Source organism: Acidovorax sp. (genome assembly GCF_047607405.1).
Classification (GTDB): domain Bacteria; phylum Pseudomonadota; class Gammaproteobacteria; order Burkholderiales; family Burkholderiaceae_C; genus Acidovorax.
In genome coordinates, this window is record NZ_JASGDA010000014.1 from 17350 (window position 1) to 37366 (window position 20017).

Here is a 20017-nt window from a genome sequence, read left to right on the forward strand (position 1 = left end):
GCTTCAGTCTCTCATTGGGTGCTAGTCGTTGATAAGCCAGGGGAGTGGGTGTGTTATTGCTCTTGGAGGGCCCCCGACCGCAACCCAGGATTTTACCCTGAATTTGTTACTTGCCAAAATGTAAGTCAGTGTGACGGCCTGCGGTTTCAGGCTTCCAGCAGCAGCGCCGCGACCACGTTGCGGCCTTCTCCGGCGAGGATGTTGTAGGTGCGGCAGGCGGCCTGCGTGTCCATGGTCTCCAGGCCCAGGCGGCGCGCCATCAGCGGGGCCAGCCACGCGGGCGGAACGAAGCGGTTGCGCGTGCCGCTGCCGAAGATGACGAGTTCGGCGTCCAGCTCGGCCAGTTGGGCGAAGTGCGCGGGGGTCAGGTCCTCGAAGCGTTCGCAGGCCCAGGGCTGGCGCAGCCCGCCCGAGCCGATGAGCACGCTGTGCGTGATCCTGTCGGCATCCACGCCGATCCAGCCCGGGCCGTAGCCGCTAATGGTCTGTGTACTGGAGCGGTCGGGCTGGAATTTCATGCGGGAATCGGTGGGGGGAACTGTGGTCAAATTATAGGTTTCCCCTATTTCCAGCCCCCAGGCCAGCGCCATGAAGCCGATCCGCAAGTCCGCCAAGCTCAACAACGTTCTCTACGATGTCCGGGGCCCCATCGTGGACGCGGCCAAGCAGATGGAGGACGAGGGCCAGAAGATCATCAAGCTGAACATCGGCAACATGGCGCCGTTCGGCTTCGATGCGCCCGAGGAGGTGGTGCAAGACATGGCGCGCAACCTGCCGGATTCGGCTGGCTACTCCGACAGCAAGGGCATCTTCGCGGCGCGCAAGGCCGTGATGCACTACACCCAGCAGCTCGGCATCGCGGGCGTGACGCTGGACGACATCTACCTGGGCAACGGCGCGAGCGAGCTGATCGTGATGGCGACCAACGCGCTGCTCGACGATGGCGACGAACTGCTCGTGCCCATGCCCGACTACCCGCTGTGGACGGCCGCCACGTCGCTTTCAGGCGGCAGGCCGGTGCACTACCGCTGCGACGAGGACGCGGGCTGGCTGCCCGACCTGCAGGACATGCGCGCCAGGATCACGCCGAAGACGCGCGGCATCGTGGTCATCAACCCGAACAACCCGACCGGCGTGCTCTATCCCGTGGAACTGCTCAAGGGCATCATCCAGATCGCGCGCGAGCACAACCTGGTGCTGATGGTGGACGAGGTGTACGACAAAGTGCTGTACGAAGGCGCCAAGTTCACCTCGATGGCGAGCCTCTCGACCGACGTGCTCACGCTCACCTTCAACTCGCTCTCCAAGGCGTACCGCTCGTGCGGCTACCGCGCGGGCTGGATGGTGATCTCCGGCCCCAAGGCCGACGCGCGGGATTACGTGGAGGGCCTGAACATGCTGGCCAACCTCAAGCTCGGCTCCAACGTGCCGGGCCAGTGGGCCATCCAGACCGCGCTGGGCGGCTACCAGAGCATCAACGACCTGGTGAAAGAGGGCGGCCGCCTGCGCCGCCAGCGCGACCTGGCGTACGAGCTGATCACCGCCATCCCCGGCGTCACCTGCGTCAAGCCGCAGGCGGCGCTGTACATGTTCCCGCGCCTGGACCCTGTGATGTACCCCATCGCCGACGACCGCCAGTTCTTCATGGAAGTGCTGCGCGCCACGCGCGTGATGCTGGTGCAGGGATCGGGCTTCAACTACCCCGACAACCAGCACTTCCGCATCGTCTTCTTGCCGCACGAAGACGACCTGCGCGAAGCCATTCGCCGCCTGGCCGACTTCCTGGCGCAATACCGCCAGCGCCACGGCAGCGCTGAATAACTCCTTTTTTGATAGCTGCTCGCGCTTGATGGATAAGCGCTGCAGCCCATTTTGACTGGTAATCCTGATATGAAACCCATCCAAGTAGGTCTGCTCGGCATCGGCACCGTGGGCAGCGGCGTGTTCAACGTGCTGCAGCGCAACCAGCAAGAGATTTCCCGCCGCGCGGGCCGCGGCATCGAGATCGCCATGGTGGCCGACCTGGACACCGCGCGCGCTGAAAGCGCCGTGGGCGGCAGTGCCCGCGTGGTGGCCGATGCGCGCGAGGTGATCGCCAACCCCGGCATCGACATCGTGGTCGAGCTGATTGGCGGCTACGGCATCGCCAGGCAACTGGTGCTGGAGGCCATCGCCGCAGGCAAGCACGTCGTCACGGCCAACAAGGCGCTGCTGGCCGTACACGGCACCGAAATCTTCAAGGCTGCCGCCGACAAGGGCGTGGTCGTGGCCTACGAGGCTGCCGTGGCCGGCGGCATCCCCATCATCAAGGCGCTGCGCGAGGGCCTGACCGCCAACCAGATCCAGTGGGTGGCGGGCATCATCAACGGCACGACGAACTTCATCCTGTCCGAGATGCGCGACAAAGGGCTGGACTTCGACGTGGTGCTGAAGGAAGCCCAGCGCCTGGGCTACGCCGAGGCCGACCCGACCTTCGACATCGAAGGGGTGGACGCCGCGCACAAGGCCACGCTGATGAGTGCCATCGCCTTCGGCATCCCGGTGCAGTTCGACAAGGCGTATGTCGAAGGCATCACGAAGCTCGCCGGGGCCGACATCCGCTACGCCGAGCAGCTGGGCTACCGCATCAAACTTTTGGGCATCACCAAGCGCACACCCAAGGGCATCGAACTGCGCGTACACCCCAGCCTGGTGCCCGCCAAGCGCCTCATCGCCAACGTCGAGGGCGCGATGAACGCCGTGGTGGTGCATGGCGACGCCGTGGGCACCACGCTCTACTACGGCAAGGGCGCGGGCAGCGAGCCCACGGCCAGCGCCGTGATCGCCGACCTGGTGGACATCACCCGCCTGATCGAAGCCGACCCCGCGCACCGCGTGCCGCCCCTGGCGTTCCAGAGCCACACGCTCGCGGCGGCGGGTGGCGAACTGCCCGTGCTGCCCATGGCGGAGGTCGTCACCAGCTACTACCTGCGCATCCGCGTGGCCGACCTGCCCGGCGTGCTCGCCAGGATCACCGGCCTGCTGGCCGATGCTGGCATCAGCATCGACGCCGTGCTGCAGCGCGAGGCCGACGAGGTGGGCGGCGAGGGCTCCACGCAGACCGACCTCATCATCCTGACCCACGACACGCGCGAGGGCGACATGGACGCGGCGCTGGCGCAAATCCAGGGCCTGCCCACGGTGCTGGCGCCGATCACGCGCATCCGCAAAGAGGAGCTGAACTGATGCCGATGATGATGCGTGGCGCGCCGTTGGCGCTGGCGGGCCTGTGCGCCCTGGCGGCGGCGGCACCCGCGCTGGCCTCTGGGCTGGTGCCGCCCGAGCGGCTGACCCTCAAGAACGTGGACTATGTGCTGGAGCCAGCCAGCCAGCGTAGCGGCCATGGCCCCTGGCGGTACGTGAGCGAGGACGGGCAGGAATCCGGCCCGTGGACGACGGAGATCGTGCTGTCATACCAGCGCGGCACCGTATCCACGCCGCAGGCGCAGGCGGCATTGCTGCGCGCAGGCAAGGGCCAGGAGGCGCCGCCCGGGCGCCTGCTCGACGTGCAGGCTGATCCGCAGCACGCCTATTGGGCCTATCTGGACGAGCCTGCGGCAGGCGAACAATCGCACTATCTCAGCGGCGGCGGCAAGAGCTTTCACCTTGCCCGCTGCCAGGGCGTGGTGCGCTATGAATTCCGCTCCCACCATCCCATGGCCTGGGTGCCGGACGAACGCCAGCGCGCGCAACTGCGTCAAGCCTTCGAGACCGAGGGCCAGCGCATCATCGAGGCGCTTCGGCGCAACGATTGGCGTCCTGTTTGCGAATGAGGAATACGGCATGATCCTGTCCAGAATTCATGTGTTCAGTCTAGAATTCTGGCCTGATTCATCCCTGCGGAGGCTGCCATGAATGCCAACAGTGCCACCTGGCAAGTTCAGCAAGCCAAGAACCATTTCAGCGAAGTCATCGACCGTGCCCTCACCGAAGGGCCGCAGACCGTCACGCGCCACGGCAAGCCCGTGGTGCAGGTCGTGGCCGTGGGCAGCAAGGTGCGCGCCGCGCCGCGCAAGGACGACGGCTTCGTCGAATTCCTGTTGAGCATTCCCAAGGTGGAAGGCTTTGCTGAACTGGCGAATGAGCGCACCAGCATCAAGCAGATCGACCCCCTCGGCGAATGAGACGCCATGGGCTGCTTGCTGGACACCTGCGTCATTTCGGAACTGAGCAAGGCTGAACCCAGCCCCTCGGTGCAACGGTGGCTGCGTGACCAGATGAGCGAGTGCTTGTTGTGCGCTGTGACGGTGGGCGAAATCCAGTTCGGCATCGAGCGCATGCCGCTCGGCTCCCGCCGCAACCAGCTGCAACTCTGGTTCGATCAGCTTTGCCGCGAGTTCGAGGGAAAAATCCTGCCGACCGACGAGACCACATGGCGCATCTGGAGCCGTCTGCGTGCCTCGTGCCAGGCCATGGGCCGCCCGCAAACCGATCTGGATCTCCTGATCGCCGCCACGGCCACGGCGCACCGCCTGCCCCTGGCCACCCGCAACACCCGCCATTTCCAGGACACGGGCCTGCAACTCATCAACCCCTGGGCTGACTGAAGCTCTCACCATGAACTACCTCTCCACCCGTGGCGACGCCACCCCCCGCAAGTTCTGCGACATCCTGCTTGAAGGCCTGGCCCCCGACGGCGGCCTGTACCTGCCCGAGCGCTACCCGCAGATCAGGGACGCGCAGCTCACCGAGCTGCGCGAGGTCTATCACCAGCAGGGCTATGCCGAGCTGGCCTTCCGCATCCTCTCGCTCTACATCGACGACATCCCCGCCGCCGATCTGCGCGCGCTGTGCGCCAGGACGTACACCGCCGAGGTCTTCGGCACCGGCGAGATCGTGCCGCTGCGCCATCTGGAGGACGGCCTGTGGATCGAAGCCCTGTCCAACGGCCCCACGCTGGCCTTCAAGGACATGGCGATGCAACTGCTGGGCAACCTGTTCGAGTACGAACTGGCGCGGCGCGGCGAGCAGCTCAACATCCTGGGCGCCACCAGCGGCGACACCGGCAGCGCGGCCGAATACGCCATGCGCGGCAAGCGCGGCATCCGCGTCTTCATGACCAGCCCGCACGGGCGCATGAGCCCCTTCCAGCAGGCGCAGATGTTCAGCCTGCAGGACGAGAACATCCACAACATCGCCATTGAGGGCGTGTTCGACGACTGCCAGGACATCGTCAAGGCCGTCAGCAACGACCTCGACTTCAAGCGCAGGTACAAGATCGGCACCGTCAACAGCATCAACTGGGCGCGGCTGCTCGCGCAGGTGGTCTATTACTTCGCGGGCTACATCCAGGCGACGGACGCCAACACGCAAAAGGTCAGCTTCACCGTGCCCAGCGGCAACTTCGGCAACGTCTGCGCGGGTCATGTGGCGCGGCAGATGGGCCTGCCGATCGCCAAGCTGGTGGTGGCGACCAATGAGAACGACGTGCTCGACGAGTTCTTCCGCACCGGCGTGTACCGCGTGCGCGGCAGCGCCGACACGCACGAAACGTCCAGCCCCAGCATGGACATCAGCAAGGCCAGCAACTTCGAGCGCTTCGTCTTCGACCTGCTGGGCCGCGACGGCGCCCGCGTGAAGGCGTTGTTTGGCGACGCGCTGGGAAGCCAAGGCCAGTTCGACCTGAGCGGCGACCCGCGCTTTGCCGACGCCGCCGCGCGCTACGGTTTCGAGAGCGGCAAGAGCACCCATGCCGACCGCATCGCCACCATCCGCGACACCTTCCAGCGCCACGGCGTCACCATCGACACCCACACCGCCGACGGCGTGAAGGTCGCCCGCGAGCACCGGGGCGACGCTGGTGTACCCATGATCGTGCTGGAGACGGCCCTGCCCATCAAGTTCGCCGCGACCATCCACGAAGCCCTGGGCCACGCGCCCGAGCGGCCCGCCAAATTCAACGGCATCGAGCAGCTCCCGAAGCGCGTGCAGGTGCTGCCCGCCGACGTGGCGCAGGTCAAGGCGTACATCGAACGCCACTGCAAGATATAAGCCAAAATGGCCTCCAGCGCTTATCCAGCATGTGCTTGTAGCTATCAACTTTGATGAAAGTCATCGGCTTCGCAGGCTTCTCCGGCAGCGGCAAGACCACGCTGATCGAGCGGCTCATCCCCGCGCTGCGCGCGCACGGCCTGCGCGTCTCGGTGGTCAAGCACGCCCACCACGGCTTCGACGTGGACCACCCCGGCAAAGACACGTACCGCCACCGCCAGGCGGGCGCGTATGAGGTGGTGGCCGCGTCCGGCCAGCGCCTGGCGCTGATGCGCGAGTTCGAGCAGCCTGCCGACCTCAGCGCACACGACCTCATCGCCGAGCTGCACCCGGGCGTGGACTGGGTGCTGGTGGAAGGCTTCAAGCACGCCGACCTGCCCCGCATCGAAGTCTGGCGCCCGCCCCATGCCGTGCTCTACCCGCAGGACGCCTTCGTGGTCGCCATCGCCACCGACGCGCCGGGGCAACTGCCCCGGCCCACGCCACTGCCGCTGCTGGACCTCAACGCGCCCGCCCAGGTCGCGGGCTGGCTGCTGCACCACCAGCACCGCTTCGAGTACCGCCGCGCATGACACCGCCACGCCCCCCCCTCATGCCCCTGGACGACGCGCTGGCCAGGCTGCTGGCGCAGGCCGCGCCGCTGCCGGGCATTGACACGGTACGCACCCTCGACGCCGATGGCCGCGTGCTGGCGCAGGACTGCATCTCGCCCCTGCACGTGCCCCCGCTGGACAACAGCGCCATGGACGGCTACGCCCTGCGCCGGGCCGACGTGGCCGCGCCCGGCGCGGTGCTGGCGGTCACCCAGCGCATCGCCGCAGGCAGCACCGGCAGCGCGCTGCAGCCGGGGACGGCGGCGCGCATCTTCACCGGCGCGCCCGTGCCCGAGGGGGCCGACGCCATCGTCATGCAAGAGGACTGCGAGGCCCTGGCCGATGGCGCCGTGCGCATCAACGCCGTCCCCGCGCCGGGCCAGTGGATACGCCGCGCGGGCGAAGACATCGCCCGTGGCGCCGTGGTGCTGCGCGCGGGTACGCGCCTGACACCCGCCGAACTGGGCCTGGCCGCCAGCATCGGCCTGCACCAGCTGGCCGTGGCGCGCCGCCCGCGCATGGCCCTGTTTTCGACAGGCGACGAACTCGCCATGCCCGGCGAGGTGCCGCCCGAGCAGATGCGCCCCGGCGCCATCTACAACAGCAACCGTTTCTTCTTGCGCGCCATGCTGCAGCGCCTGGGCTGCGCGGTGACGGACCTCGGCATCGTGCCGGACCGGCGCGACGCCACCATCGCCGCCTTGCGCGAGGCCGCGCAGGGCCACGACCTCATCGTCACCAGCGGCGGCGTGAGCGTGGGCGAAGAAGACCACGTCAAGCCCGCCGTCCAGGCCCTGGGCGCGCTCGACCTGTGGCAGATCGCCATGAAGCCCGGCAAGCCGTTCGCTTACGGGCGCATCGGCGCCGCGCACTTCATGGGGCTGCCGGGCAACCCGGTGTCCAGCTTCATGACCTTCGCCGTGCTGGTGCGGCCCTTCGTGCTGCGGCTGCAGGGCGTGGTCGATGTTGCTCCCAAATCAATAGCTGCTCGTGCTTTCTTCACCTGGGCTAGAGCCGATAAACGCCGTGAATTTTTGCGCGTGCGCCGCAATGCCGAGGGCGGGCTGGAGCTGTTTGCCAACCAAAGCTCGGGCGTGCTCACGTCCGCCGCCTGGGGCGACGGCGTGGTGGACAACCCGGCGGGCCAGACCATCGCGCCCGGCGACACGGTGCGCTTCATCCCCTTTGCGGACTTGGTTGCATGAAAGTCACCGTGCGCTACTTCGCCGCGATCCGCGAGGCCATCGGCCACGGCGCCGAGACGCTGCAAACCGCCGCCCCCACCCTGGGCGCGCTGCGCGACGAACTCATCGCGCGCGGCGGCGCGCACGCCGCCAGCCTGGCGCGCGGCAAGGCCGTGCGCATGGCGCTGGACCAGGCCCTGAGCGACGAAAGCGCCGCCCTGGCCGACGGCGCCGAGGTGGCGTTCTTCCCGCCCGTCACGGGCGGTTGAGTTCTGCCCCGGTTGACATCAAGATGCTGCTGCATCAGGATGCAGGCATGCGCACCACCATCCAGCTTCCGGACGACTTGCACCGCATCGCCACCAGCCTGGCGCGCCACAACCAGCGCAGTCTGGGCGACATCGTGGCCGATCTGATGCGGCGCGGGCTGCAAATGCAAGCCCCCGCCGCCAGCAGCGCCAGCGGGTCGCAGGCAGCGGCGTACCGCATCGACGGTGAAACCGGCCTGCCCGTCATCACCACCGGTGTCGGCCGCGTGATGACCGACGACGACGTGTACGCCCTGCAAGACCAGCCCTGATGACCGCGCCGCGGCCCGCCGTGCTGCTGGACGGCAATATCCTCGTGGCCCTGGCCTACCCGCAGCACATCCACCATCAGGCCGCCCGGCAGTGGTTCCGTCAGCACGCCGGGCCGTTCGCCACCTGTCCCATCACCCAGGGCACGCTGCTGCGGATGCTGCTGCACCACGGCGCTGTGCCCCAGACCGAAGACGCCCTTGCCGTGCTGCGCGGCTTCGTCGGCCATCCGCGCCATTGCTTCTGGGCCGACACCCTGGGCTATCTGGACGTGGGCATGCACGGCGTCATCGGCCACCGCCAAGTGACGGACGCCTACCTGGCCGCACTGGCGCGCGCTCATGGCGGGCGGCTTGCCACGTTCGACAAGGGGCTGGCCGCGCTGCATCCAGACGTGGCGGAACTGGTGGCGCAGTAACCCGCCGTCAGTCCAGCACCGGGCAGGGCCAGTTCAGCAGCTCTGCCAGGCGCGTGGTGATCCAGGTGGCCTCGGCGGCGGACACGCCCGATTCGGCGCTGCACAGCCCGGCGTGGATGCGCCGCAGAATCTCCGCCTCCGACGGAGCCTGCACGTGGTAGAGCGTCTGCGCCTGCTCCACCAGGTGGCCCGCCAGGTCTTCGCACAGCTCGTAGCGCTCGCGCACCACGGCGGGCTTTTCCATCAGGCGGTCGCGCGCATCGCTGTACACCGCCATGAAGGAGGGCGGCACGAGAATCTGGTTGTCGTCGTCCATCGCGTTCAGTCCGGCGTGAACAGCCGCTCGAACTTCGCCCTGTCGGCGGGCAGCTCGAAGCTCACCACCTGCCCCATCTTCATGTCCGACAGGCGGCAGGCGGCGAACAGCGTGGTCCTGCCCGCCAGCTCCATGATGGCCAGGTCGATGATGGCGTAGGGGTGGGGCACGAAGACCTGGTGCGCGAAAACGTCGCGGTGTTCGTTGCGCGGCGAGGGGTAGAGCTTGTACAGGTCGGTGGTGATGGCTTGCGTGGTCATGGCCGGGGGCGATGCGGGTACAGTGCGGCGCATCGTACAGACAACTATCCAACCATGGCACGACCCAAGAGCGAATGGCCGAACAAGGTGCTGGCCCTGGTCCAGGGCGGCAACGTGCAGGCCGCCATCGCGCAGATCAAGGTGGCGCCCACCGTGGGCGACATCACGCGCCTGCAGACCCTGCTGGCAAGGCTGCTGCAGACCCCCGCGCTGGCCCAGTTGAACAAGGTGGTGGAGGAGGAGCGCGCCCTGCTGGCCGCGCCGCGCCTGCACCGGGCGCCATGACGCCGCCCCGCGTTGCCATCCAGACGGAAGACTTCGACCTCGCCGCCGAAGTTGCCGCCCTGCGCCGGGGCAACGGCGGCGTGGGCGCCGTCTGCGCCTTCGTGGGCACGGTGCGCGACCGCAACGCAGGCGAGGCCGTCGCGTCGATGGAGCTGGAGCACTACCCCGGCATGACCGAAAAGGCCATCGAGGCCATGGTGGACGAGGCCCTGCGCCGCTTCGACATCCTGGCCGCGCGCGTCGTCCACCGCGTGGGGCTGCTCGCGCCGCAGGACCAGATCGTGCTGGTGGCCGTCGCCAGCGCCCACCGGGGCCAGAGCTTCGCGGCCTGCGAGTTCCTGATGGACTACCTCAAGACCCAGGCCCCGTTCTGGAAGAAGGAGGCCACCCCCGAGGGTGCGCGCTGGGTGGATGCGCGCGTGAGCGACGACGCGGCGCTGGCGCGCTGGGGTATCGTGGCGAGGAACGGCTGACGAAATATCAGGTGAAATTGGCCTCCAGCGCCTGTCAGGAAAGCGCTGGAAGCTATTGTTTCAGTAGCGAAAACCGTCATTGCGCATTTTTCAGCCGGCGCCAGGTGACGCGGCGCGCTGTGCCTGACGATGAGCCGCTGCGCACGCCCGATGTGGGCGTGCCGTTCACGTTGGTCGTCCAGACCACCTGGCCGGAGCTGTTGATCGAGAGCACGGCGGCGCTGGCCATGCCGGTGCTCGACAGCAGCGTGCCCGTGCTGCCGTCGCTGGTGGTGCTCAGGCCGGTGGCGTAGTTCACGTAGTTGATGTAGCTGCTGCCGCCCGTGCTGCACGCGCCGGAGGTGCTGGGCGAGTTGGAGACGAAGTACAGCTCGCCGGAATAGAGCACCGGGTCCACGTTCACGCGCTCGCCGGTTTCGGGCAGGTCGGCATACCAGCCGTCCATGGTGCTCAGGCTGGCGGTGATGCCGTTGGTGGCCGTGGAATAGCGCACGTTGCTGGTGTCGGTCCACGTCACCTGGGCGAAGCAGCCGGTGGCCGTGCTGCTGGCGCAGGTGCTGGCGCGCGGGTTGGTGAACAGGGCCGTGGTGGTGCTGGTGCCGGTCAGCGGGTCGCGGATGGCGTACATGGTCTGCTGCTGCGTGGTGGTCACGTCGGTCACCCCCAGGTAGGCGCCCGTGCCCACGAAGACGAAGCGCCGCTTGCTCACCAGGCCCAGTTCGGGCGTGGTGGTGATGGGCTGGCGGTTGCTGGAGGCGTCGTACAGCGTGGCGAGCAGTTGCACCGTGGCGGTGCCGCCGCTGGCCGTGAGGCTGCTGATGTCGAAGCGCCACAGGTTGCCGAACAGATCGCCGCCATAGATCTGGGTGGCCTTGTTGTTCGTGTTGCTGTCCACCCAGCCGGTGATCTGCGCCAGGCCGCTGGGGCAGGGCGCCGTGGTGCAGCCCGTCACCACCCCGCCGCTGGAGGTGGTGCCCATGCCGTTGCTCAGGGTGTGCAGCTTGGCCCCGGTCTGGGCGTTGAGCACCCACAAGCGGCCCTTGCCGTCGCCGTCGGACACGTTGTTGTAGCCCGAGCTGACGATGACCGCCCAGGTGCCGTCGGACAGCTTGGTGACGACCGGCGCGCCGTAGGTGTAGCCCAGGTTCACGTCATACAGGCTGGGCGTGGTCGTGCTGCTGTTGCTGAACTCCCACAGCACCTTGGGCGAGCTGGGCGTGGTCACGTCCAGCGCGAAGTATCCGCGCCCGCCGCCGCCCAGGCCGCCCACCAGGATGGTGTGCCAGGCGCTGTCGTAGTACACGTCGGCCTTGGTGATCTGCCCGTCCACGAAGAAGGCGTGGTTGGACGCGTAGTTCTTGTCGGCCAGCTTGTACAGGTTGGGCAGCACCATGGACGGAATGTAGGCCCACACCTCCGCGCCGGTGCTGGCGTTGAAGGCATGGAGCATGCCGTCGTTGCTGCCCACATAGACCATGCCCTGGCGCGATGCGTTGGCGGTCTTGAAGGCGGCGTACCCCGTGTCGGTGTAGCTGAACGATGGCGTCTGCACATACACGGGCGTTGAATTGACCACGTCGCCCAGCACGTGGGTGCGGGCGCGGTAGTAGCTGGTGTTGGTGGAGCCTTCGTTCTGGCGGTCGCCGCGCAGGTAGTTCACCAGGTTGATGCCGCCTGCGCCCGTGGTGGTGCCGGCCGTGCTGCTGTCCACCTGCGAGGTGCTGGCCAGGCAGCTGGTGCCCGAGGTACACAGCTGCGACAGGCCGGAGATGGCGGCGATCTTGAAGTAGCTCTTCATCGTCGTCGTCAGGCCGCTGTCCCAGTCGAAGCTCACTTTCGCTTTGCTGCTGGCGTCGTAGGTGAAGATGGTGCGGTCGGTATAGGTGGTCTTGTCCAGCAGCGCCGTGGTGGTCAGGCTGCCCGAGGTGCTTTCGCAGTCGGTGCCCGCGCCCGACTCGGACCAGTCCGGCGTGGTCGAGGTGGCCCCGGTGCTGGCATCCACTGCGTAGCGGATCAGGTCGCCGAACCACTTGCCCGAGCAGTACCGCGTGGCGAAGGTGTAGGCGTCCGAGCCGGTGGTCAGCACCGGCGTGCTTTGCGCCACGGCTGCGGAGCTGGCCGTCGTGGCGTCCACGCTGCTCAGAAAGTTGGTCAGGCCGGTCTTGATTTCCGCCGCGTTGGTGGCGCTGTAGTAAGAGCCGCGCCCGTTGATGGCCGCATGCCACAGGTCGTCGATGCCGGTCTGCGTGTTCTTGGCCGGCGTGGGCCAGGTGCAGCTGCCCGAGCTTTGCCATATGCAGACGCCGCTGGTCTGGTTGGCGGTGCTGGCCGTGGTGCCGTTGTACACGTCGTAGTAGTCGCCGCTGGTGGCGCTGGCGTAGTCGGCATTGAACAGCATGTAGCCCGAGGCGCCCAGGCCGATGGTGGAGGTCACCATGTTCTGCTTGCCGTTGGCGTAGCTGTTGCTCGACACGTCGGTGCCGCTGGCGTTGGTGGCCGTGCCCAGGGCGGAGGAGCGCAGGTCGGTGGTGTAGTAGTACTCGGCCACGTCCGCCAGCGTGTTGGCGTTGGACGAGCCGTCCAGGTAGGGGCGCGATTCGCCGCTGCTCGTGCCGTCCACGTCGCCGATGGCGGTGCTGCCGTCCACCTGGGTGGGCGTGGTGTCTTCGTTCCAGTAGCCGTCGGTGAACAGCATCGTGTAGTTGCGCTGGCAGGCGTACTGCACGGGGTCGGTGGCCGTCACGGAATTGATCTTGGTGCTGATCTTCGTGCTGGCGCCCGAGCTGGAGCTGGAATATTTGCCCGCGTAGTACTGCCCCGCCTTGGTCAGGGCGGCCTTCAGCGGCGTCGAATTGGCGGCCTTGGTGGCGAAGACCTTGTTGTACCAAAGGTACTTCTGCCCGCCGCTGGCGGTGGTGATGTCGGCGATGTTCAGGAAGTCGCTGCCGGTGTTGTTGTTCAGGCTCATGTAGCCCAGGCGGTAGTTCGTGGACAGCGACTGGAAGGCCAGGCTGGTCGCCGTCTTGGTGGCCTGCATGCGGGTGTGGTAGTAGGCGTACCAGTTGGCGAAGTTGGTCATCTCCTCCGCATAGGTGCAGCCGCTGGTGCTGGCGCAGTCGGTGCGCGTGGTGGCCACGGCGCTGGTGCCGGGGTAGGGGTACGAGGTGGTGCTGCTGCTGATGGTGGTCTGCACCCAGGTGCCCGGCGTGCCGCCGCTGAAGGCGGTGACGGTGGCCGTCATGTTGCCCGACTTGGTGACCACCGGCGTATAGGTGATGGCACCGGCACCCGCAGGCGAAGTGATGGTGATGGTGGCGCTGCTGCGGGTGGCGCTGTAGCCCGACGCGGTGCAGTTGCCGGTAGCGCTGCTGGTGCAGTTGTTGATGGCGGTGACGATGCTGGCGGCCAGCGTGGCGGGGGTCGAACTGGCCGACGCCGTGGCCGACATGATCTGCACGCCGTTGACCGTGATGCCGCTCACGCTGGTGCTGCTCGACCCGCTCAGGGCGATGGTGGCGGTCGAGCTCATGCCCGGGTAGCGGGGGTAGTTGTACAGGACCGAGCTGCCGTTGACCGTGATGGCCGTGGGGTAGATGTACCGGGCCTGGCAGTCGCTCAGGGCGGAGCTGGTACACCAGCGCAGGTAGGCCGGGTAGGGGTAGGCGGTGGTGGCCGCGCTCTGCGTGTTGCAGGTGCGCAGGTTGGCCGAGGTGCAGTACTCGCCCGGAATGAAGGTGTAGTAGGTGGCTGGCCAGGTGGTGCTGCTGGTCAGGTCGATCGTGGAGGTGCTGATGATGCCGAAGCCATCGACGGGCACCTTGGTCCAGAGCGTGGCGGTGTTGTAGCTGGTGTAGCTGGTGCCTGCGTAGTTGACCGGCGGTGTGTAGGTGACCGACGGGTCGTAGTAGATGCCGTTGAACTTGCTGTTGCGGGCCAGCCAGGGGGTGACGTTGGCGTTGTACACGCAGCCGCTGGTGTAGCTGGTGGAGGTGTTGGTGATGCTGGGCAGGCTGGCGGTGCCGCACACCCAGTCGGGCAGGTTGTCGCGCGCCATGGACCCGGAGTCATCCAGGATGTACATGATGTTGGGCTTGACCAGGGTGGAGGTGGAGGTCTCCAGCGGCGCCGTGGCCAGGTCGGTGAGGGCGGAGAAGGCCGGTGCGCCCATTGCCAGGATCAGCGCACACAGCGGAGCGCGCCAGCCGCGCGAACTGGGCCAGGCGCGGGAGAATGGGGTGTTTTTCATAGGGCCACCATGGTCTGGATGTAGGAGACGGTGTTGCGCGGGCCGCTGACCTTGACGGTGATGCGGTAGTAGATCTCGGTGCTCTTCGTCATGGTGAAGGCGCTGCTGTTCGTGCTGTGGGTGCTTTCGTCGCTGCTGATGGGCGGGCTGCTGCAGCCGTTGGCGCTGGAGGCCGCGCCAGCGCTGGAGCACATGCGCTGGATCAGGTACTGGGCGGAGTTGCCCGCGCTGTCCGTGGCCACGCTGCCGGGGGTGTAGGTCTTGGCCAGGTAGGTCCACAGCTCGGCCCAGGTGGGGTAGTCGGTGCTGGATGCGTCCGGGTCCAGGCGGCTGGCGGCGTAGCCGGAGGCTTGTACATCCGCCGTCAGGCTGGCGGTGTTGTTCTCCAGCCAGGCGATGGCGGTCTCGACGGCCTGGTCGGCCGACGTGGCGGCCGCCTGCTCGAAAGCCAGGTTGCCCGCGATGCTGGCGGAGCTGCCCACCGTGCGCATCAGCCCGATGGAGAGCAGCGTGAGGATGACCAGCGCCACCAGGGCGATGATCATGGCGAACCCGCCCTGGCGGGCGCGGCACCCGTGGTCAACGGGGGCGAGGGAATGGGTGGGGCAAGGTGTCAGCATCCTGACTTTCCGTCGTTCCAAACGATGTTGCGCAGGGGAACCGTGGCCTCTGCTCTCTTGTAGCGGTAGTGCTGCCAATCCGTGACGGAGCCCAGGCTGATGGGCGCTGCGGTGTTGGTGACGCCGTCGCTCGTGGTGCCGGCGGTGCTGCCGGGCCAGGTGACCGTGGTGGCGGACGCCGTTTTGTCGTACAGCGCGTCCTTCTGGTATTGCTGGCTCTGGGCGGTGATGGCCATGCGCAGGCCGAGCACGCGCTGCCAGCTGCAATAGTCTTCGCTGGCGGGGCTGGTCTGGTCGTAGGTGTCCAGCACGCCGTCGATGGTGGAGGCGTCGCGGGCGTACTGGGCGCGCAGGCTCACGATGTGGCTGGCCACGGGCACCCACACGCTGCTGTCGAGCGTGCTGGTGTACGTGGTGCTGCCGCAGTTGTAGGCCATGTAGTCGCACATGGTCAGGTTGCCGTTGCGAATGGCATAGGCGTGGATGGTCGGCGTGCTGCCCAGGTTATAGACGGCGGCCGAGTCGGAGGACGATGTCCACAGCCCGGCGGTGCCGTTGGAGACGGTCAGGACGTAGTCATCGATGGCGGTCACCTGGCCCAGGGTGAGGGCGCAGGCCGTTGGCCGCGTGGTTGCAGCGGCCACCACGTAGTCGCCCACGGCAAAGCTGGCGGGCGTGGTGACGGTGTAGGTGGTGGCGGTGCTGGTGGCGGTGAGGGCGTCGCCCTCGCTCGGGCCGGCCGAGCTGCCGCTGATGACGAGCAGGGTGTCGGTGTAGTCGTCGCCCGCAGGCACCAGTGCGGCGGCGGGGTTGACGGTGACAGGGCCCAGGGATGTGAGGGTGACGCTGGCGGTGTCGCTGGTGGTGGTGTAGGTCAGGCTGCAGCCCAGCTCGGTGTAGGAGCCGATGCCCAGGCCGGCCTCGGTGGCTTCGCGCGTCAGCATGTGCAGGGCCGTGGCGGCGTTGGTCTGGGCGTCGGCGCTGGTGCCGGTCAGGCGCTGCTGGGTGGTGCCGGACGTGAGCAGCTGCAGGATGACGAGCACGGCGAACATTCCCAGCACGAGGCCGATCATGATCTCGATGATGGAAGCGCCGCGCTGGGCGCGCAGGCGGTGCGGGTGGGGTGGTGCGTACATGGTGGTTGCGCGCCCTAGTTCATCTGGGCCATGGCCACGTACTGGTGTCGGCTGTCGTCACCGGGGCCTTTCCAGTAGATGGTGATGGTGGCCAGGCTGGTGCTGTCCGAACTGCCGCCGCCCGCCACGGTGCTGAAGGTGACGGAGGGCGCCAGGTCGCTGTCGCTGAGGCCGGGCAGGCCGGAGTTGAGCACCTCGGTCTTCCAGGCCGTGTAGCTGGTGCCCTCGCTTTCGCTGCCAAAGTTGGCCTGCAGCGTGGCGGCGGTGCGGTCGCTCATCCACATGCGGGCGATGAGGTCGTTGGCGAGCATGGCGGCGGTGGTGCGGAACTCGGCGCCCGTGGCGGCGCGCGACGTGCTGGCATAAAGCCCGGCAACGCCGAGCAGCCCCACGGCGAAGATCAGCAGGGCCACCAGCACTTCGATGATGCTGAAGCCGCGCTGGCCTTTCGGGCGGCGAACCGTGCTTTGCGTGCGCAGGGGGGCGAGGAGGTGTGGCATGGCGTGTGCCTCAGGATGAAGGGCAAACCAGGGGGTCGGTGGGGTCTGTGGTGCTGCTGCGCGTGGGGTCGCAGATGCGGGTGTCGCCGCTGGGGGAGACGATGACCTTCATGCAGCGCACCCTGCCGCCCGCCGCCAGGCAGGTGCCGCTGGCGCTGCTGAACTCGATGGTGGCCTGGGCGGCGGTGGTGTCGGGGTTGGTCGTTGCGGCCATGCGGCCCAGCGAGTCGAAGCCGATCACGGCCCGGCTGGCGCTGACGGCCAGGTCGGCACTGGTCGTGGACACGCTCTTGCCGATGAGATACGGGGCCGTGCCGGTGTCCAGGCTGCTGCCGCATGCGCCGACGGGCGTCTTGGCCAGGTAGAGGCTGGTCACCCACAGCGGGCTGGCGGTGCTGAGGGCGCAGTCGCTGGTCTGCGTGCTCACGAACTGCAGCCGCGTGCCGACGTTGCGGCGTATGGCCTCGGCCCTGGCCATTTGCAGGTCGGCGCGCAGTGTTTCGGCCAGGCTGCGCACGCGGGCGTTGCGAATCCAGTCGCTCACGGCCGGGGCGGCCAGCATGGCGACCACCGCCAGTACGCCGACGCCGATCATCAGCTCGATGAGGGTTGCGCCGCGCGCCCTGCCAAGGGCCTGGCGCCTTGCGGCCTTGGCCATCAGCAGACTCCCCCCTTGTTGGTGATCCAGCAGGTGCTGGACGTGCCGGTCCAGCCCGAGACGCCCGTGATGGTGCTGGTGCGCGTGCCGTCCTGGTCGATGGTGTAGGTGAACCCGGCCATGGGGCCGCCGGTGATGCCCGTGGCGGTGACCTTGTAGGCGGTTGACGAGCTGGGCGTGCAGGTGAAGGTGAAGTAGCTCAGAGTGCCGGTGGTGCCGGTCGTGCTGGTGCCGGGCATCGCCACGCCGCAGGCGGCGGTGGAGCTGCTGGAGACGTAGTACGCCTTGTTGTCCTGGAACCACTGCTCCATCTTGGCGTAGGTGGTCTGGAGGTTGGACGTGGCCTCGGGAATGCGGCCGCGCCGCACGTAGTCGCTGTAGGAGGGCAGGGCGATGGCGGCCAGGATGCCGATGATGGCCACCGTGATCATGACTTCGATCAAGGTGAACCCGCGCGCGCCGACGCGCAGACCATTCGGGAGGCGGGGTGAGGTTTGGGTGTGTGTCATTTGAGGATTCCTGTAGGCAGTTTGTTACTGGATCGAGGAGGGATCTGGGAGAGCCTTGGCGGGCAAATACCGCTGATCGCGCTTCCTTTGCCGCCCGTCGGGCCGATGGGCGGCGGCCAGGCGGCGAATGCGCTTGAAATCGGGCCCCCGAACCTCATGTTTCCGGCAGTTCGGAGGTTTTCTTCATGCGTTACGACAAATTCACCACCAAGTTCCAGGAAGCCCTGGGCGACGCCCAAAGCATCGCCCTGGGGCATGACCACGCCTACATCGAACCCGTACACGTGCTGCTGGCCATGCTGCGGCAGGACGACGGGCCCAAGGCGCTGCTGCAGCGCGCGGGGGCCAACGTGCTGGGCCTCACGGCAGCGGCGGAGGCGGCCATTCAGCGCCTGCCGCAGGTGCAGGGGCACGACCAGGTGCAGGGCGGGCCCGAGCTTTCCCGCGTGCTGCAGGCGACGGAGAAGGAGGCCATCAAGCGCGGCGACCCGTTCATCGCCAGCGAGCTGTTTTTGCTGGCCCTCATCGACAGCAAGGGCGACGCCGCCCAGATCGCCAAGGACAACGGCCTGACCCGCAAGAGCCTGGAGGCCGCCATCGACGCCGTGCGCGGCGGCCAGAAGGTGGACAGCGCCGAGGCCGAGGGCCAGCGCGGCGCGCTGGCCAAGTACTGCCTGGACCTGACCGAGCGCGCCCGCGCGGGCAAGCTCGACCCGGTGATCGGCCGCGACGACGAGATCCGCCGCGCCATCCAGGTGCTGCAGCGGCGCAGCAAGAACAACCCCGTGCTCATCGGCGAGCCCGGCGTGGGCAAGACCGCCATCGTGGAAGGGCTGGCCCAGCGCATCGTGGCGGGCGAGGTGCCCGAGTCGCTGAAGAACAAGCGCGTGCTGTCGCTCGACATGGCCGCGCTGCTGGCGGGCGCCAAGTACCGGGGCGAGTTCGAGGAGCGGCTGAAGGCCGTGCTGAACGAGCTGGCGAAGGACGAGGGGCAGACCATCGTCTTCATCGACGAGCTGCACACCATGGTGGGCGCGGGCAAGGCCGAGGGCGCGATGGACGCGGGCAACATGCTCAAGCCAGCGCTCGCGCGCGGCGAGCTGCACTGCGTGGGCGCGACCACGCTGGACGAGTACCGCAAGTACATCGAGAAGGACGCGGCGCTGGAGCGGCGCTTCCAGAAAATCCTGGTGGGCGAGCCGACGGTGGAAGCCACCATCGCCATCCTGCGCGGCTTGCAGGAGCGCTACGAGCTGCACCACGGCGTGGACATTACCGACCCGGCCATCGTGGCGGCGGCCGAGCTGAGCCACCGCTACATCACCGACCGCTTTTTGCCCGACAAGGCCATCGACCTCATCGACGAGGCGGCGGCCAAGATCAAGATCGAGATCGACTCCAAGCCCGAGGCCATCGACAAGCTCGACCGCCGCCTGATCCAGTTGCAGATCGAGCGCGAGGCCGTGAAGAAAGAGAAGGACGAAGCCTCGCAAAAGCGCCTGTCGCTGCTGGAGGACGAAATCACCCGCCTGCAAAAAGAGATTGCCGACCTGGAAGACGTGTGGACGGCCGAAAAAGCCCAGGCCCAGGGCAGCCAGCAGGTGCGCGAACAGCTTGAAAAGACCAAGCTGCAGATCGAGGAATTGAAGCGCAAGGGCGACTTCAACAAGGTGGCCGAGCTGCAATACGGCAAGCTGCCCGAGCTGGAGCGCCAGTTGAAGGAAGCCCAGGCCAAGGAAGAAGGCAAGGACGGCGCAGCCCAGCCCAACCGCCTGCTGCGCACCCAGGTCGGCGCGGAAGAAATCGCCGAAGTGGTGAGCCGCGCCACGGGCATCCCGGTCAGCAAGATGATGCAGGGCGAGAAGGACAAGCTCTTGCAGATGGAAGCCAAGCTGCACGAGCGCGTGGTGGGGCAGGACGAAGCCATTAGCGCCGTGGCCAACGCCATCCGCCGCTCGCGCTCGGGGTTGAGCGACCCGAACCGCCCCACGGGCTCGTTCCTGTTCCTCGGCCCCACGGGCGTGGGCAAGACCGAGCTGTGCAAGGCGCTGGCGGGCTTTTTGTTCGACAGCGAGGACCACCTCGTGCGCATCGACATGAGCGAGTTCATGGAGAAGCACTCCGTGGCCCGCCTGATCGGCGCGCCGCCCGGCTACGTGGGCTACGAGGAAGGCGGCTACCTGACCGAAGCCGTGCGCCGCAAGCCCTACA

Annotated in this window: 23 protein-coding genes; 14 read left to right on the forward strand and 9 right to left on the reverse strand. The window is 67.5% G+C overall.

Annotated elements, in window-relative coordinates; all coding sequences use genetic code 11:
- Positions 1-146 precede the first annotated feature (146 nt).
- Positions 147-518 (reverse strand): Mth938-like domain-containing protein, encoded by a 372-nt coding sequence (locus QM569_RS02095; RefSeq protein WP_414985568.1) that lies wholly within the window; start codon positions 516-518, stop codon positions 147-149.
- Between the two features lie 70 nt (positions 519-588).
- Between QM569_RS02095 and QM569_RS02100 the strand changes: the two genes are divergently transcribed.
- The 11 genes from QM569_RS02100 (at position 589) to QM569_RS02150 (ending at position 8803) form a co-directional block, all read left to right on the forward strand.
- Positions 589-1821 carry a pyridoxal phosphate-dependent aminotransferase gene (locus QM569_RS02100; protein WP_414985569.1) on the forward strand — a complete coding sequence of 411 codons (1233 nt, stop codon included), beginning with the start codon at positions 589-591 and terminating at the stop codon, positions 1819-1821.
- A gap of 69 nt (positions 1822-1890) precedes the next feature.
- Entirely contained in the window at positions 1891-3225 is a 1335-nt protein-coding gene (locus QM569_RS02105) for a homoserine dehydrogenase (protein ID WP_414985570.1), read from the forward strand.
- Positions 3225-3812 carry a hypothetical protein gene (locus QM569_RS02110; RefSeq protein WP_414985571.1) on the forward strand — a complete coding sequence of 196 codons (588 nt, stop codon included), beginning with the start codon at positions 3225-3227 and terminating at the stop codon, positions 3810-3812. The genes QM569_RS02105 and QM569_RS02110 overlap by 1 nt, the downstream gene beginning before the upstream one ends.
- Positions 3813-3890: 78 nt before the next feature.
- Positions 3891-4163, forward strand: a complete 273-nt coding sequence (locus tag QM569_RS02115) for a type II toxin-antitoxin system Phd/YefM family antitoxin (RefSeq protein WP_414985572.1) — start codon at positions 3891-3893, stop codon at positions 4161-4163.
- A gap of 6 nt (positions 4164-4169) precedes the next feature.
- Complete coding sequence (locus QM569_RS02120) at positions 4170-4586, forward strand: type II toxin-antitoxin system VapC family toxin (RefSeq protein ID WP_414985573.1); 417 nt, start codon at positions 4170-4172, stop codon at positions 4584-4586.
- A 10-nt stretch (positions 4587-4596) separates the two neighbouring features.
- A complete protein-coding gene (gene thrC / locus QM569_RS02125; protein WP_414985574.1) occupies positions 4597-6030 on the forward strand; it encodes a threonine synthase in 1434 nt (477 codons plus the stop codon).
- Positions 6031-6083: 53 nt separating this feature from the next.
- Positions 6084-6602 (forward strand): molybdopterin-guanine dinucleotide biosynthesis protein B, encoded by a 519-nt coding sequence (mobB, locus tag QM569_RS02130; protein WP_414985575.1) that lies wholly within the window; start codon positions 6084-6086, stop codon positions 6600-6602.
- Complete coding sequence (glp, locus tag QM569_RS02135; RefSeq protein ID WP_414985576.1) at positions 6599-7828, forward strand: gephyrin-like molybdotransferase Glp; 1230 nt, start codon at positions 6599-6601, stop codon at positions 7826-7828. The genes mobB and glp overlap by 4 nt, the downstream gene beginning before the upstream one ends.
- Complete coding sequence (locus tag QM569_RS02140; RefSeq protein ID WP_414985577.1) at positions 7825-8076, forward strand: MoaD/ThiS family protein; 252 nt, start codon at positions 7825-7827, stop codon at positions 8074-8076. The genes glp and QM569_RS02140 overlap by 4 nt, the downstream gene beginning before the upstream one ends.
- Before the next feature lie 47 nt (positions 8077-8123).
- Positions 8124-8387 (forward strand): hypothetical protein, encoded by a 264-nt coding sequence (locus tag QM569_RS02145; protein WP_414985578.1) that lies wholly within the window; start codon positions 8124-8126, stop codon positions 8385-8387.
- The gene (locus tag QM569_RS02150) at positions 8387-8803 is read left to right on the forward strand and encodes a TA system VapC family ribonuclease toxin (protein WP_414985579.1); all 417 of its coding nucleotides are present in this window, start codon (positions 8387-8389) and stop codon (positions 8801-8803) included. Before QM569_RS02145 ends, QM569_RS02150 begins: the two co-directional genes overlap by 1 nt.
- 7 nt (positions 8804-8810) lie before the next feature.
- Here QM569_RS02150 and QM569_RS02155 read toward each other — a convergent pair whose 3' ends face one another.
- Positions 8811-9119, reverse strand: a complete 309-nt coding sequence (locus QM569_RS02155; RefSeq protein WP_414985580.1) for a hypothetical protein — start codon at positions 9117-9119, stop codon at positions 8811-8813.
- A gap of 5 nt (positions 9120-9124) precedes the next feature.
- Positions 9125-9379: a hypothetical protein gene (locus QM569_RS02160; RefSeq protein ID WP_414985581.1), complete on the reverse strand. Its 255-nt coding sequence runs from the start codon at positions 9377-9379 to the stop codon at positions 9125-9127.
- A gap of 54 nt (positions 9380-9433) precedes the next feature.
- Between QM569_RS02160 and QM569_RS02165 the strand changes: the two genes are divergently transcribed.
- Both QM569_RS02165 and QM569_RS02170 read left to right on the forward strand, forming a co-directional pair.
- A complete protein-coding gene (locus QM569_RS02165) occupies positions 9434-9664 on the forward strand; it encodes a hypothetical protein (protein WP_414985582.1) in 231 nt (76 codons plus the stop codon).
- Positions 9661-10137, forward strand: a complete 477-nt coding sequence (locus QM569_RS02170; protein ID WP_414985583.1) for a molybdenum cofactor biosynthesis protein MoaE — start codon at positions 9661-9663, stop codon at positions 10135-10137. Before QM569_RS02165 ends, QM569_RS02170 begins: the two co-directional genes overlap by 4 nt.
- Positions 10138-10213: 76 nt before the next feature.
- Here the strand turns inward: QM569_RS02170 and QM569_RS02175 are convergent, their stop codons facing one another.
- Genes QM569_RS02175 through QM569_RS02200 form a run of 6 tightly spaced genes read right to left on the reverse strand, consistent with a single transcriptional unit; the run spans position 10214 to position 17806 of the window.
- The gene (locus tag QM569_RS02175) at positions 10214-14383 is read right to left on the reverse strand and encodes a PilC/PilY family type IV pilus protein (RefSeq protein ID WP_414985584.1); all 4170 of its coding nucleotides are present in this window, start codon (positions 14381-14383) and stop codon (positions 10214-10216) included.
- Positions 14380-15003, reverse strand: a complete 624-nt coding sequence (locus QM569_RS02180; RefSeq protein WP_414985585.1) for a hypothetical protein — start codon at positions 15001-15003, stop codon at positions 14380-14382. Before QM569_RS02180 ends, QM569_RS02175 begins: the two co-directional genes overlap by 4 nt.
- Positions 14997-16139 carry a PilW family protein gene (locus QM569_RS02185; protein WP_414985586.1) on the reverse strand — a complete coding sequence of 381 codons (1143 nt, stop codon included), beginning with the start codon at positions 16137-16139 and terminating at the stop codon, positions 14997-14999. The genes QM569_RS02180 and QM569_RS02185 overlap by 7 nt, the downstream gene beginning before the upstream one ends.
- A gap of 14 nt (positions 16140-16153) precedes the next feature.
- The gene (gene pilV / locus QM569_RS02190; RefSeq protein WP_414985587.1) at positions 16154-16639 is read right to left on the reverse strand and encodes a type IV pilus modification protein PilV; all 486 of its coding nucleotides are present in this window, start codon (positions 16637-16639) and stop codon (positions 16154-16156) included.
- A 10-nt stretch (positions 16640-16649) separates the two neighbouring features.
- Positions 16650-17297, reverse strand: a complete 648-nt coding sequence (locus QM569_RS02195) for a GspH/FimT family pseudopilin (RefSeq protein ID WP_414985588.1) — start codon at positions 17295-17297, stop codon at positions 16650-16652.
- Positions 17297-17806, reverse strand: coding sequence for a type IV pilin protein (locus QM569_RS02200; RefSeq protein ID WP_414985589.1), 510 nt, complete (start codon positions 17804-17806; stop codon positions 17297-17299). The genes QM569_RS02195 and QM569_RS02200 overlap by 1 nt, the downstream gene beginning before the upstream one ends.
- A gap of 185 nt (positions 17807-17991) precedes the next feature.
- Between QM569_RS02200 and QM569_RS02205 the strand changes: the two genes are divergently transcribed.
- The coding region (locus tag QM569_RS02205) for an AAA family ATPase (RefSeq protein ID WP_414985590.1) at positions 17992-20017 on the forward strand (2026 nt) is incomplete at its 3' end.